The 12,936-nt window shown below is 49.0% G+C and carries 13 protein-coding genes and 1 pseudogene; 4 read left to right on the forward strand and 10 right to left on the reverse strand.

All coding sequences use genetic code 11. The features are described from left to right. Nucleotide 1: 1 nt before the first annotated feature. The 8 genes and pseudogenes from serS to trpA all read right to left on the reverse strand — a co-directional run bounded on the left by serS (nucleotide 2) and on the right by trpA (nucleotide 5,386). Nucleotides 2-1,261: a serine--tRNA ligase gene (serS, locus tag EAO38_RS03960; protein WP_121021332.1), complete on the reverse strand. Its 1,260-nt coding sequence runs from the start codon at nucleotides 1,259-1,261 to the stop codon at nucleotides 2-4. Between the two features lie 78 nt (nucleotides 1,262-1,339). After that, a complete protein-coding gene (locus tag EAO38_RS03965; RefSeq protein WP_235852507.1) occupies nucleotides 1,340-2,065 on the reverse strand; it encodes a carbon-nitrogen hydrolase family protein in 726 nt (241 codons plus the stop codon). After that, a complete protein-coding gene (ubiE, locus tag EAO38_RS03970) occupies nucleotides 2,056-2,838 on the reverse strand; it encodes a bifunctional demethylmenaquinone methyltransferase/2-methoxy-6-polyprenyl-1,4-benzoquinol methylase UbiE (protein ID WP_121021334.1) in 783 nt (260 codons plus the stop codon). The genes EAO38_RS03965 and ubiE overlap by 10 nt, the downstream gene beginning before the upstream one ends. After that, nucleotides 2,835-3,272: a protoporphyrinogen oxidase HemJ gene (hemJ, locus tag EAO38_RS03975; RefSeq protein ID WP_121021336.1), complete on the reverse strand. Its 438-nt coding sequence runs from the start codon at nucleotides 3,270-3,272 to the stop codon at nucleotides 2,835-2,837. The genes ubiE and hemJ overlap by 4 nt, the downstream gene beginning before the upstream one ends. Further along, nucleotides 3,273-3,821: a YigZ family protein gene (locus tag EAO38_RS03980; protein ID WP_121021338.1), complete on the reverse strand. Its 549-nt coding sequence runs from the start codon at nucleotides 3,819-3,821 to the stop codon at nucleotides 3,273-3,275. Between the two features lie 4 nt (nucleotides 3,822-3,825). Then, a pseudogene (locus tag EAO38_RS09170) lies at nucleotides 3,826-4,083 on the reverse strand (META domain-containing protein); the annotation flags it as partial. 100 nt (nucleotides 4,084-4,183) lie between these two features. Beyond that, entirely contained in the window at nucleotides 4,184-4,570 is a 387-nt protein-coding gene (locus tag EAO38_RS09175; RefSeq protein WP_121021340.1) for a hypothetical protein, read from the reverse strand. A 24-nt stretch (nucleotides 4,571-4,594) separates the two neighbouring features. Further along, complete coding sequence (trpA, locus tag EAO38_RS03995; RefSeq protein WP_121021382.1) at nucleotides 4,595-5,386, reverse strand: tryptophan synthase subunit alpha; 792 nt, start codon at nucleotides 5,384-5,386, stop codon at nucleotides 4,595-4,597. Between the two features lie 80 nt (nucleotides 5,387-5,466). Between trpA and EAO38_RS04000 the strand changes: the two genes are divergently transcribed. Both EAO38_RS04000 and EAO38_RS04005 read left to right on the forward strand, forming a co-directional pair. Further along, complete coding sequence (locus EAO38_RS04000) at nucleotides 5,467-6,369, forward strand: tetraacyldisaccharide 4'-kinase (RefSeq protein WP_121021342.1); 903 nt, start codon at nucleotides 5,467-5,469, stop codon at nucleotides 6,367-6,369. A gap of 90 nt (nucleotides 6,370-6,459) precedes the next feature. After that, the gene (locus EAO38_RS04005) at nucleotides 6,460-7,248 is read left to right on the forward strand and encodes a hypothetical protein (RefSeq protein WP_235852508.1); all 789 of its coding nucleotides are present in this window, start codon (nucleotides 6,460-6,462) and stop codon (nucleotides 7,246-7,248) included. Here the strand turns inward: EAO38_RS04005 and EAO38_RS04010 are convergent, their stop codons facing one another. Next, nucleotides 7,249-8,001, reverse strand: coding sequence for a type IV secretion system protein (locus EAO38_RS04010; RefSeq protein ID WP_121021384.1), 753 nt, complete (start codon nucleotides 7,999-8,001; stop codon nucleotides 7,249-7,251). Between the two features lie 53 nt (nucleotides 8,002-8,054). On the opposite strand from EAO38_RS04010, the gene EAO38_RS04015 reads away from it, so the two are divergent. Together EAO38_RS04015 and EAO38_RS04020 are read left to right on the forward strand one after the other, a co-directional pair. Continuing rightward, nucleotides 8,055-10,400: a VirB4 family type IV secretion/conjugal transfer ATPase gene (locus tag EAO38_RS04015; protein WP_121021346.1), complete on the forward strand. Its 2,346-nt coding sequence runs from the start codon at nucleotides 8,055-8,057 to the stop codon at nucleotides 10,398-10,400. 10 nt (nucleotides 10,401-10,410) lie between these two features. Next, a complete protein-coding gene (locus EAO38_RS04020; RefSeq protein ID WP_121021348.1) occupies nucleotides 10,411-11,718 on the forward strand; it encodes an anaerobic C4-dicarboxylate transporter in 1,308 nt (435 codons plus the stop codon). Here the strand turns inward: EAO38_RS04020 and nusA are convergent. Continuing rightward, nucleotides 11,707-12,849 (reverse strand): transcription termination factor NusA, encoded by a 1,143-nt coding sequence (gene nusA / locus EAO38_RS04025; protein WP_121021350.1) that lies wholly within the window; start codon nucleotides 12,847-12,849, stop codon nucleotides 11,707-11,709. The genes EAO38_RS04020 and nusA overlap by 12 nt on opposite strands. Nucleotides 12,850-12,936 lie beyond the last annotated feature (87 nt).

Raw genomic sequence — 12,936 nt, forward strand, 5'->3', positions numbered from 1 at the left:
TTCACACCCACGCTTTCAAATAGGGTTCTAAGACCTTGGGGATGTCAATCTCCCCATTGTGTTGTTGGTGGTTTTCCATCAAGGCCACCAAAGTGCGCCCCACAGCCAAGGATGAGCCATTGAGGGTATGTACTAGCGCGTTTTTCTTGCCCTCTTTGTAGCGGATTTTAGCCCGGCGGGCTTGAAAATCGCGCGTGTTGGACACCGAGCTAATCTCGCGATAACACCCCTGCCCGGGCAACCACACTTCAATATCCACCGTGTTGCTCGCGCTAAAACCTAGATCCCCGCTACAGAGTTGCACAAAGCGATGGGGGAGCTCTAGGGCGCATAAAATCGCGCTGGCCGCCTCTAACATCTTTTCTTGCATGCGCGCGCTCTCATCTGGGTGGGTGATTGCGACCAATTCTACCTTGTCAAATTGGTGTTGGCGGATAATGCCATGCGTGTCCTTAGACGCGCTGCCCGATTCTTTGCGAAAACAGGGGGTGTAGGCGGTCATCATAATGGGCAGGTCCTGTGCGCGTAAAATTTCATCGGCGTACAAATTGGTCAAACTCACCTCAGAAGTGGGGATCAAAAACAAGGATTCGCCCTCAATCTTGAAGAGATCTTCTTGGAATTTGGGGAGTTGCCCCGTACCAAAGAGACTAGCCGCGTTCACAATCACGGGCGGGCTGACGATCTCAAACCCGCGCGCGGCATTGGAGTCGAGCATAAAATTTGCTAGGGCTCTGTGTACTAACGCCCCTTGCGCGCGCAAGACATTAAAACGACTCTTGGAGATCTTCACCGCTCTTTCAAATTCGATCCAGCCATTTTTTTGGGCGAGTTGGTGGTGTTCTTGGGGGGGGAAATCAAAGTCCTTAGGGGTTAAAACGCGCTTGATCTCTACATTGTCGTTTTCGTCCTTGCCAAAGGGGGTGGTTGAATCTAGCAAATTAGGAAGCCCGGCTAAAAGGGTGTCAAGCTTTTCTTCTAGAGTGTTGGCTTGGGCTTGCAAATGGGCGATTTTGGCCTTGTTCTCTTCTAAAGAGGTCTTGATGGCAGACGCGTTAGGATCGTTTTGGCGTTGGGCTTGAAAAAAATCCTTAGAAATCCTATTTTGGAAGGCTTGGGCCTCCTCAAGCTGGAGTTGTTGGGCTTTAAACTCTAATAAAAGCGCCTTTAAATCTAGCAAGATTTGGGGGTCTACAAAACGCTTTTGCAAATTGGCCACCACCCCCTCAAAATCCTTCAATAACAATTTTTTATCAATCATGACTCTCTCCTGCATGAATCTTAGGTTCTCTAAAGCCCCACTCGCGCGCCCATGCGTCTAGATATTCTTTGTGTACCTCTAAATGCAACACCCCCTCTTGCCCCTGCAAGCTGTCGCTAATCTGCCCATTGGGCAGGGCGATGAAACTATCCCCATAGAAACGCCAGGGCAAATTGTGTTTGACACCCTGATAATACTCTTGGCGCACCATCCCGATGCGATTAGCCCGCGCACTAACATGGAGTTGCAAAAGGCGCGCGCGCTGCACACCGCACGCCAGCGATCAAAGGATTCAAAGGCGCTCGCGCTGCTCAAGAGTACCATGTCCACCCCGATTTCTTGCAATTTGAGCCAAAGCGCGTCAAAATGCACCTCAAAGCCAAAAAGAGGGGCGATTTTAATGCCCTCCAACACGAAGTTTAAAGGGGTTTGAAAGCCCTCTTTGGGGTTGGCAAAAAAGGCTTGTTCATCCCAGTGATCAAAGGCGATGAGGCGTTGTTGGAGGTAGTAATGGGTGTGCTGGGGGCTAATCCATGCCATTTGTTTATAGAGTTTGTGATCGCAAAAAGCCAAAGTGGGCACCAGTACATGCACGCCCCTTTGGCGCGCTAGAGATTCTAGCTGGGTTTGGCGAGTGTGGGCTTGGCTAGCGCTATGTTGGGGATCGCTATGGAGCAACTCTAAAAAAAAGGGGCTTAGGACATATTCTGGGAAGAGACAGAGCGCGCCCTTAGGGATCTGGGCTAAATTCTGCTTAATAAAGTCCAAATCAAAGCGCGCCATCTGGAAAATCGCTAGGTGCATGATCGCCCTTGTGTGTTCTTAACCGCTAGGATACAAGAAGCGCTTTTGTACAGATAATGCCTTTTTTCTACGACCTCTAAGCCCACCGCGCTCAATTCGTCTTCTAATTCTTCTACACTGATAAACCCTTCAATGGAGGCAGGCAAATAGGCATAAGCCTTGTAATTACGGCTGAGCAACATGCCAAAAATGGGCAGAATTTTAGAAGTATAGCAATGCGCCAAAGTGCCCAAAATGCCGCGTTGATCGCAGCGCATGAACTCTAAAACCACCAACACCCCCCCTTTTTTGAGAGTGCGGCTAAATTCGCCCAAAGCAGCGCGCCGATCGAGTACATTGCGCAGGCCATAGGCGATGGTGATGAGATCCAAACTCTGGCTTTCAATGGGCTTGAGCTCTCTAGCTTCTAGGCATTCTAAAGAGATTTTGGTGGCATGTTCTTGGGCGCGCCTAGCGATTTTCTCTTGGGCTAAACGCAGCATTTCTAAGGAGGGGTCGATCCCATAGATGCGCTCCAAACTTCCCTTTTGCGCTAAATGGCGTACAAGGTGCAAGAGCATATCTGCCGTGCCACAGGCCACATCGGCGATACGCAGATTTTGCAAATCTCCCTTAAAGGCATAGACCCAGTGCAACGCGCGCGTGATCGCGTCTTTACGCCATTTCTCATCTTGTTTAAAGCTCAAGAGGCGGTTTGTAGTGTCGTAAGTGGGCGCGATCGCATCAAACATGCCAATGATCTTTTTTTGATCGAAATCGCGCCCAGATTTCAAAAGAATTTCCCCACCACGCAAAAGACGATCACCACCATGCAAATTGTGGGTACTTCGTTGATCCACCTAAAAAATGCGGGGCTTTTGTAGTGGGGATCGCGTTGCAGTTCGCGCATGAACTTTTTACACATGAAGTGGTAATGCAATAAGATGAGCACACAGAGCAATTTGAGATGCAACCATCCATGGTGAAAGACTTCTACGCCCAGCATGTAAAGCAAAGCCAAACCGCTCAAGACTGAGAGGATCATCGCGGGCATGGCGATGTAGCCATAGAGCTTTTGTTCTTGCACCTGCACAATGGCGACAAATTCTTGCTTGTCTATGTTTTCACGATGATAGACCAATAAACGGGGCAGGTAGAACAACGCCGCCATCCACGAAATGATCCCAATCACATGTACGATTTTAAGCCAAATATACCAATCTTCCATCTATTTTTCTCCTAAAATGAGATGCGCCTGCGCGCCCTTGAGGCATACCCACACCCCATGAGGTTCTACCGCCTGCTTTTCTAGAATGACGGCATATTTTTTAGCGCGCGCGCGCAAGCTATCTAGTTGTATATAGGGTATAAAACGCAACAAGGGTTCTTCAAAGACTTCTAGGGCGTTTGTGGCGTGCATTTCTTGGATACAGAGTTGCACACTGGTGGCATAAGCCCGCATCAACCCCCCCATGCCCAAGAGTACCCCGCCAAAATAGCGCACCACCACCACCGCGCTCTGGCATAGCTCTTGTTGGCGTAGGATTTCTAGCAAGGCGCGCGCGCTGTTCTTGGGCTCTTTGGCTTCGTGCAAAGCTTCTTCTAAGCACCCGGCTTGCATGCGCCGATAGGCATAGAGAATGTGGCGCGCCTTGTGGTGTTCTTGTTGGATTGTGGCCAAAGTGGTCTCAAAATCCGCGCTGGGCATGAGAAAACCCAAAAAAAGCGAGCCTTTCACGCGGTGTTGGGACTGTAAAAGGGCGCTCACAGCGTGCATGGCATTAGTGTTGCAAGTAGATTTGCATTTTTTGGTTGTCTAACACTAGGGTTTTTTTATCCCGCGTGATGGTGAAAAGCCCCTGTAGATGCCCATAAAAGGCCAATTCAAACGCCATTAATTTCTCATTCTTACACACGCGGCGTGAAATGCCCTTGTCCTCAATGTGGAGATGATCGTCATCGCGAAAGGCATAGCTAATAAAATACTTGTTGCAATAGGCTGTTCCATAGGCGCGCAATTGTTTTTGATCGAACTCCACGCGCCCGATGGGGCTACTGGCAATCGCGCTAGCATATTGGAGGTTTTGGGCGTTTTGACGGTTACGTGCGATGTCTTCTTGCAAGCGTTGGATGTCGCTTTTAATCAAGGAAGCATCGGGGGGCACGCCCTGCGCGTTGAGATTTTTGATCTTGGTCTCCAGCTCGGCTTTGAGCAAATCGAGTTTGTCTTTTGGCGGAGCGGGGGTTTGAGGGGTTGTAGGGGTTTGAGGGGTTGTGGCAGTAGAAGGTGGGGGGAGAAGGTGGGGGGGGGGTGCTGGGTTGGGGATTAATGGCTTCTAAGACCAAATCATCGGTATTGAAACTCTGCCCATCCATCACCACGCGCACAATGCGGTAGGAGTTGTAGGCGAAATCCTTGCTAAAAAAGCGCACCAAAAAGCATCCGCTCAAAAACAAGGCAATCAGACATAGCCCTAGACTCAAGCGCACACCCTTACTCATAGCCCTCAAAACACTTTTTTGCACTCCAGCCCCTTTGCGCGTTAAAGCCTAATTATAGCATAAGCCCGCGCGCATATCTTGCACAAAGGCACGCAAACACGCCAACATGCTTGGCAAATTGTCCAAATGCGTTTCTAGAATCTGCACCAGTGCCGAGCCCACGATCACGCCCTGCGCGCCCATTTGCAAGGCTTCCTGAACATGTTCTGGTTTAGAAATGCCAAAACCTAGCAAGCAGGGGGTGCGCGTGTGGGTTTGGAGCTGGGTGAGGACTTCTTTAGCCCCCTTTTGCAAGTTTTCTTTAGCCCCTGTAACCCCTGCGCGCGCAAGTACGTAAATGTAGGCATGGCTGTACTGGGCGATCTGTCTTAAATGGGTGGCTGTGGTGTGGGGGGCGGCGATGAAAATGGGGGCGATGTGGTGTTTATGTGCGCTCTGCACAAAGGGCGCGCTCTCAAATAGGGGTACATCAGCCACCAGTACGCTATCTACCCCACTCTCACCACAGGCCCTATAAAAACAATCGATCCCAAAGCGATGCACGAGATTGGCATACACCAGTAAACCGATGGGAATGTGGGCATTGTAGGCGCGGATTTTAGCAAGCCATGCAAAATTGGCATGCATTGTTGCCCCGGCACCAAGCGCGCGTACATGGCTAGCCTGAATCACCGCCCCATCGGCTATTGGGTCTGAGAAGGCAAACCCCAATTCTAGCGCATCTACCCCCGCATCGATCAAGGTCTTGACGATCGCAAAACTAGCCTCATAAGAAGGATCACCCAACATCACAAAGGACACGAACACGCCCGGCTTTTCAAATATCTTCTGGTATCTCATAGCCACTACATCGGCATGCAAGTTAAACGCACAAAACATGTTAGAATCCCTGCCTTGTCAACTTCAATCATGGAAGCGCGATGACTTGGATCGAGCGTTATTTTTACGCGCCCAGCCTCTCTCAGAAAATTTTAGCCCATGCGCTTTACCCCTTTAGCCTTGTTTATGGGGGTGTGGCCACGCTCAAGCGCGCCCTAACCCCCTATGAAGATTTGGGCGTGCCCATTATTAGCGTGGGGAATTTGGTAGTGGGAGGGAGTGGCAAAACGCCCTTTATCTTAGAGATTGCAAAGGCTCTAGAGCCTTTGCATGTGGGGGTGGTGAGTCGAGGTTACAAGCGCGCTTCTAAGGGTTTGGTGGTGGTGAGTGAGCGCGCTCAATTGCGCGTGTCTCAGGAGTACGCGGGTGATGAAGCCTATCTCTACGCGCTAAATCTCAATGCAAGCGTGGTGGTGAGTGCGAATCGCAAAGCGGGGGTGTTGAAAGCTAAACAATTAGGAGCGCAGGTGGTGTTGCTCGATGACGGTTTCCGCTTTAATTTTAAGAAACTCAATATCGTGTTGCAACCAGAACACCCCCCCTATTTTAATTTCGTCTTGCCCAGTGGGGCATTCCGAGAATTTCCTTGTCATTATTCCCAAGCGGACATGCTCTTGCAAGAAGGACGCGATTACACGCGCCAAGTGTGGGTGCGTAGCCCTACACCTAGAATGATCCTAGTTACCGCAATTGCCAACCCCCGCCGTCTAGACCCCTTCTTGCCCAAGCAGGTGGTGCACAAACTCTATTTTAGAGATCATGCCCGTTTTGACATACGCACCTTAGAACAGGCCTACCAAGCCCACCAAGCCACCTCTTTACTAGTTACCACAAAGGATGCGGTGAAACTCTCAGCCTGCCCCTTACCCTTGAGCGTGCTAGAACTCCAGTTAACAATCGCCCCCCTTTACAAGCAAGCCATTTTGGCCTACGCACAAACCTAGCCCATCTACTTGAGCTAATTTGGTGAATAAAGCCTAAATTAATGCGATCGTAAAGTATAATCGTTTTTCAAATTCCATGAAAGGCCAGTGATGAATCCTCTGCAGGCGATCTTACACGACTCCCAAAAGCGTTTGATCCTAGACGCGCGCGCTTACGCGCATAAAGTGTTGATGCAACACAAGCCCTACCCTTGGCATGACCCCACCTTGTATAGCAATTACATGAAACAAGTTGCTTCTCTATTGAAAGCCGATGCGCTGGTATTGCGCTTTGACAAACTCTTGGAAGAGGAATTGCAAAATAACGCCGCGCTTGTGGCTAAAATGGGAGAAAAACGCCGCAGTGGGTATGCCCTAAAGGTGTTTTTAGCCGATGAAGAGTTGCGCGCGATCACTACTTCGCTTGTCAATACCGCTACCCAAATTCTGCATGTACACATCTTAACACAGCTCCCCTCCCCCTTAGCGCTCTTAGAAATGACTGCTAAGGCCGTGGGGGCTAGTCAAGACTTTGAAGAAGAACACATAGAAAATGCTGGGGTTTACTACGCTGATTGGTTGCGCTCTTATAAGGATTCCAAAGTACGCGGGTTATTATTTGATGCGCGTACACACGCGCTCTCTGAAAGCCTGTATCAACCCATTGTCAACACCGCGCAAAGTTATGCGTGGCTGGTGGGCTTTAGACAGGAACAAGCCCTGCATTTCTTGGGCGAAAAAGATTCCATCCCCGTTTTGGATTGCGATTTTTGGATCGATCAAAGTCAAGGGGGGGCGTGCGCGGGGGGGGCGTGCGTGAATCGCGTCTTTTTTACAGAAATCCACCAAAACGCCGTGCCCGAAGTGGTCTTAGAAAAGCTCAATGAATTTGTCAGCTAATCATTTGAAATGCGACATTTCCGTAATGCTATAACGCGTAACCTGAAACCCGGTAGGGTTTTTGGGCATGGGGGCGTAGTCAAACTGGGGTGGGGGCAGGAAGGCGTAGCTTAGGGTTACGTTGTAGCGTTTTTCATAAACCAGCTTACCTGCACGAAATAACTTCGCGCTGATTTGGGCATTGGCAAGATTAGCCCCCTTGGCCCGTTGCAAAATGGCGACATTGATGACCTTAATATCGCGTTCCATGTGTGTGTCGGTGTAAATGCTATTTTTGGAGGCAACCAAACTTTCAAACACTGCCCAAACCTTGTGATCGCTTTGCAGGCGTACCACTTCATAGCGTTCTTGATCGTCGATGTGGTTGATGGTTTCGCGATTGAGGATGTAAGTACCAATGAGCGATCGTACCAAGGCTTCATTGCTAGAAATGCTCTCATCAGCGCGTTGGATAATGGCATAATGTTTGTCTTGGTTGGCAAAGTCTATAAAGTGGTGCTCTGTGCGTTTTAGGGGCAAAAGCACCACCAAAGCGATGGCCAAAGAAAGACTCACCACACTCAACACCCCCACAAGTTTATAGGCAATGGCCACGCGCTGGCGTTCCAGCCTAAAGACACTGTTCAAGTCCAGCTTCTGGCTTGCCAAACTCTCCATCTGATGGCGCATTTCTGCCTCAAAGGCTTTTTGCTGGCGTGTGAGGCGTTCTAGCAATTCCAAAAACAAGGCTTCTTGCAAGGGGTCTTTATCCATCTCTCCCATTATAGTTAATCCTAACTTAACGCAAAGGCCACTATAATAGCCCAATGTGGGCGAGATTTGGGAGTTTTTTGCGCACTAAGGCTTGGGATTTGCTCGTGGGTGTGAGTCCTAAAGTCTATTCTATGGTGGAAGAAAATAATATCTTGGGGCTTTATGACGCGCGTTTTTTGCTCACCAAGCAAGAACAACTCGTGGGGGCCGTGCAAATTGAAGGCCTGAGTTTGAGTGCCCTGTCCCAAAAAGATTTAGAAAATTACTTCGAATGCAAGTACAACGCTTTAAGCCAACTCTCTGAGATTGTCTTGCGCATCTATACCAAACGTCAAGAAATCATGCTCAAGCAAAACCCCGCTGTGCAAAACCCGCATGCACAAGAAATTATCCATAGTTTTGAGAGCAAATCTATTTATGAGAACAGCTATTACCTCATCTTAGAAACCAGCACTCCCCCCCTCAAGGGCTTTTTTGAGACTAAGAAACGCGCGCTGATCGCTTCAGATTCCAAAGACCCCTACGCGCACAAGATCTCTTCGCTCAACAACGCCATTGCCCAAATCACCCATGCCCTGCAAGACTTCCAACCCAAAATCTTAAGCGCGCACGAAGTGTTAGAATTTTACGCCGCTCTCATCAATGGCATAGAATTACCCTTGCAACCCCATTTGGGTTTCTTAAGCGATAGCTACATCGCCACGAATGTATTCTTTCATAGGGATTATTTTCTGCAAGAACGCCATGGCATGCGCATTTATAAGCGCATTCTAGGAATCAAGGCCTATGAGAGCAAACAGATCACTTCTGTAGCCCTCTCCTCCCTACTCCACCAACCTAAAGAATTAGACATTGTCTTTTCCATCAAACCCTTAAGTCTCCAAGAAGCCCTAGCCTTTATCCAAGAAAAGATTCGCTTGAGTCTGACTAGACTGGTGCGTACCCAGCTAGAACACTACCACGAACTCCTCAAATCCAAACGGCTTTGTTTGCAACAATGCGCCCTCAATATCATTCTTAAAAGCCCCAGTTTAGACACCCTCAACCAACACACCCAAGAGGTGTTGAGCCTGTTAGCCAATGAACACTTAGTAGGGGTGGTAGAAACTCTAGGACTCAAACCCGCGTATTTTTCGCTTTTCCCGGGGCGAATCCAGCTCAACCCCCGCTTGCGCTGCCAAAGCGCGCAGGCGTTAGCGTGTTTGGTCGTCTTTGAGCGAGCCAATCGGGGGTTTAAGAGCAATTCTTGGGGGGATATGCCCTTGAGTGTGTTTAAAAATTTGGATCACTCCCCCTATCTGTTCAATTTTCATAATCAAGAAGTACGCCATAAGGGGGTGGCAGCCCATAGCATTGCTAAAGTCAACGGGCACACCATGATCATCGGGGCTACTGGGGCGGGTAAGACTACCCTTATGGGTTTTTTAATGATGAGCGCGCTCAAATACGATCATCTCAATATCTTAGCTTTAGATCGCGCCTACGGGCTTTTCTCTTGTACGCATTACTTTGGGGGGGTGTATAATAGCGGAGCGCACTTCCAGATCAACCCCCTCTCTTTAGAGCACAGTCAAGAAAATCACGATTTTTTGCACTCTTTTTACACTGCCATGCTGGGGGTGGGCGTGCAAGACACACAGGAGTGCCACGCGATCCACAAAGCCCTAGATAGCTTGTATGCTACCCTCTACCCCAAAGCCTTTTGTTTGCAAGATTTTAAAGACGCGCTCATACATAACCCCAAACTCTCTCTAGCTTTAGAACCCTATTGTAAACACCCTCTTTTTAACGCCATGCAAGATAGCTTAGAGTTTAAGACCCCATGGACGACTATCAACATGGACGCGATCACGCTCAATGCGAAGGATTTGGGGCTACTAGCTTATTATCTCTTTTACAAAATGTTGCGCCGTGCGCTCAAAACCAAGCAAGGCTTTTTACTCTTTGTGGATGAATTTAAGAGTTACGCCCAAAATAGTGCTCTGAACGATCACATTAACACACTCATCACCCAGGGGCGAAAGGCTAATGGAGTGGTGGTGTTGGCATTGCAAGACATCCACCAACTCTACGACTTAAAACACGCTAAGAGTTTTATCAATAATATGGGCACCTTGATTTTCTACCCCCAAAAGCACATGGACAGCGCGGCGTTGCGTACCCAGTTAGGCATCCAACTAAGCCACATGGAAGCCCATTTTTTAGAAAACACCCCCACCAATGCCCACCAAGTGCTTATCAAGAACATGGGTGATGGGAGTTCTAATATCGTGGATATTAGTCTCAAAGCACTAGGGCCTTACTTGCAAATCTTTAGTTCTAACGCCACTCACGCCCAGCATTTGGAAGCGCTCATGCGCGCTCACCCCAATGATTGGCGCAAAAAACTTCTCAACTGAAAGGGACGCGATGCTATTCACTCTACAAGTTATCACCTTACTAGGGGCAATTTACTTAGGCGTGCGCTTAGGGGGCATGGGGATTGGCTTTGCAGGCGGGCTAGGGGTGGTGGTGTTGAGCCTGTTTTTAGGCATGCGCCCGGGTAATATCCCTTGGGATGTGATTCTCATCATCATGGCCGTGATTGGGGCGATTTCAAGCATGCAATTAGCCGGCGGGCTGGACTATTTGGTACATATCGCTGAGAGGATTTTACGGCGCAATCCCAAGCATATCAATTATTTAGCCCCCTTAGTAACCTATGCCCTAACCCTGTTAGCGGGCACAGGACACACTGCCTTTTCTGTTTTCCCCGTGATTGTGGAAGTGGCTAAGGGGCAAAATATCCGTCCTTCCCGCCCCCTATCTCTAGCTGCGGTGGCTTCCCAAGTGGCCATTACAGCTAGTCCGGTTTCAGCCGCTGTGATCGCCATGAGTGGGTTTTTAGAACCTTTGGGGGTTTCTTACCCCACCTTGCTAGCTATCTGCATCCCCACCACGCTGTGCGCGTGCTTGATCACGGCCTTTTTAGTGAGCGCATTCTTACCCAACCAACTAGAAACCCCCACCCCAACGCAAAGCGTGCCCACTCCACACACCTCTGAAGAGATCGGCCAAAACGCGAAACTCTCCGTGTTGATCTTTGTGTTGGGCATTGTGGCGGTGGTGTTTTATGCGACAGCCATTTCTAAAAATGTGGCTTGGATCAAACCGGTGATCTTGCCTCGTGATGGGGCGATCATTAGCTTCATGCTCGCCATTGCGGCGTTCATCGTGATGGCATGCAAACTCAACGCCAACCAATTGGTGCAAACCAGCACCTTTAAAGCGGGCTTAAGCGCGTGCGTGTGTGTGCTGGGCGTGGCGTGGCTGGGAGATACCTTTGTTAAGGGCTATATTGAGCCCATTAAAACCATCGCATCCACTTGGCTCACCCATTACCCTTTTTTGCTCGCCGTGGGGCTATTTTTTACCAGCATGTTGCTTTATTCTCAAGCTGCCACCACCAAAGCCCTGATTCCTAGCGTGATCATCGCCTTAGGGATCACCCCTGAACACACCCAACATGTGTATATCGTGGTGGCTTCTTTTGCAGCGGTCTCTGCGCTCTTTGTGCTGCCCACTTATCCCACCTTGCTAGGGGCGGTGCAAATGGATGACACGGGGAGTACGCGTATTGGCAAATACATCTTTGATCATCCTTTCTTTTTGCCCGGTTTATGCGTAGTGAGTTTATCTGTGGGGTTGGGTTTTGGGCTAGCGCCCTTACTCATTTAAGGGAGATTTGGGCGTGGGTTTGAAGAGGGATTCGAGCATGCTTAACCCGCTTTTGACTGGGGTATCCTTGGGAGTTTGGGGGGCCAAGACATCAAAATCAATATCATATCCAGTAAGCATGCACGCCAAGCGCACATTCACCCCGCTTTTGCCAATGGCTTTACTCTTTTGATCCCCATGCAGGGTAACCAAAGCGTTTTTTTGTACCTTGTCTTCTAAAGGGGTTTGACTCAATTCGATCTTGATGATTTGGGCGGGGGATAGGGCGTTGGCAATGTAAATTTCTGGGACTTCGTGGTAATGCACGCAGTCAATGCTTTCATTACAGAGCTCTTTACTGATGGCGTTGATACGCGTCCCCCTAACTCCCACAGTCGCGCCGATGGGGTCAATTTGGGCATTGTGGGAACGCAGGGCCAATTTGGCGCGATCGCCTGGAATGCGCGCAATCCCCATGATCTCAATCTCTTTATCAGCGATCTCAGGGACTTCTAAATGCAACAAGGCTTCTAAAAATTTGGGCGTGGTTCTAGAGAGCTCTAAAATCAAGCCCTGTTTGCTAAAGCGCACATTTTTTAAAATCGCGCGTAGCGTGTCGCCCACTTTGAAACTCTCGCCCTTGATGCGGTTGCGCAGGGCTAACACGGCTTGTACACCCTCGATCTCCACAAAGGTATTTTGGCTCTTGTCCACATCTAAAACCACCCCCCGTACAATGGTGTTGAGCATGCCCTTGTACTTTTGGAAGTACTGATCTTCTAGGCTCCTTTGAATATTGTATTCCAAATCCTTAAAGAGCGCGTTCACCGCGCCCCGTTTCATGTCTTTCAAACTGATCTCATAATGTACTAAGTCATTGGGCTTTAAAGAGGGGTCATCTTGCAAGGCTTTGCTCAAGGGGAGCGTGTTGGTAGGGTCTTGCTTTAATTTGGGATCGTCATCGGCGCACACCTCCACCACATGCAATAGGGTAAAGTCCTTATTGCTATCATCAATCATAAAATTTGCTTGCGCGTCTAGGGTGTTTTTAGCCACTTTCAAAATGCTATTTTTCACGACTTCTTTCACCATTTCTAAACTCAAGCCCTTTTCATAGGCAATCAGCTCTACAATGTCTAAGATTTTTTCCATTTACGTCCTTAAGGTGTGGGGATTTGATTTAAGAGAGATGGGCGCAGTATAGCAAAATTCAGGTTAAAGCCCTTTGATATTAGTTAG

The organism is Helicobacter vulpis (assembly GCF_003660395.1).
Lineage (GTDB): Bacteria > Campylobacterota > Campylobacteria > Campylobacterales > Helicobacteraceae > Helicobacter > Helicobacter vulpis.

Coding starts and splice junctions, on each gene's coding strand:
- serS (WP_121021332.1), bottom strand. CDS start 1,261: ATGATTGATAAAAAATTGTTATTGAAGGATTTTGAGGGGGTGGTGGCC.
- EAO38_RS03965 (WP_235852507.1), bottom strand. CDS start 2,065: ATGCACCTAGCGATTTTCCAGATGGCGCGCTTTGATTTGGACTTTATT.
- hemJ (WP_121021336.1), bottom strand. CDS start 3,272: ATGGAAGATTGGTATATTTGGCTTAAAATCGTACATGTGATTGGGATC.
- EAO38_RS03980 (WP_121021338.1), bottom strand. CDS start 3,821: ATGCACGCTGTGAGCGCCCTTTTACAGTCCCAACACCGCGTGAAAGGC.
- trpA (WP_121021382.1), bottom strand. CDS start 5,386: ATGAGATACCAGAAGATATTTGAAAAGCCGGGCGTGTTCGTGTCCTTT.
- EAO38_RS04000 (WP_121021342.1), top strand. CDS start 5,467: ATGACTTGGATCGAGCGTTATTTTTACGCGCCCAGCCTCTCTCAGAAA.
- EAO38_RS04005 (WP_235852508.1), top strand. CDS start 6,460: ATGAATCCTCTGCAGGCGATCTTACACGACTCCCAAAAGCGTTTGATC.
- EAO38_RS04010 (WP_121021384.1), bottom strand. CDS start 8,001: ATGGATAAAGACCCCTTGCAAGAAGCCTTGTTTTTGGAATTGCTAGAA.
- EAO38_RS04015 (WP_121021346.1), top strand. CDS start 8,055: ATGTGGGCGAGATTTGGGAGTTTTTTGCGCACTAAGGCTTGGGATTTG.
- EAO38_RS04020 (WP_121021348.1), top strand. CDS start 10,411: ATGCTATTCACTCTACAAGTTATCACCTTACTAGGGGCAATTTACTTA.
- nusA (WP_121021350.1), bottom strand. CDS start 12,849: ATGGAAAAAATCTTAGACATTGTAGAGCTGATTGCCTATGAAAAGGGC.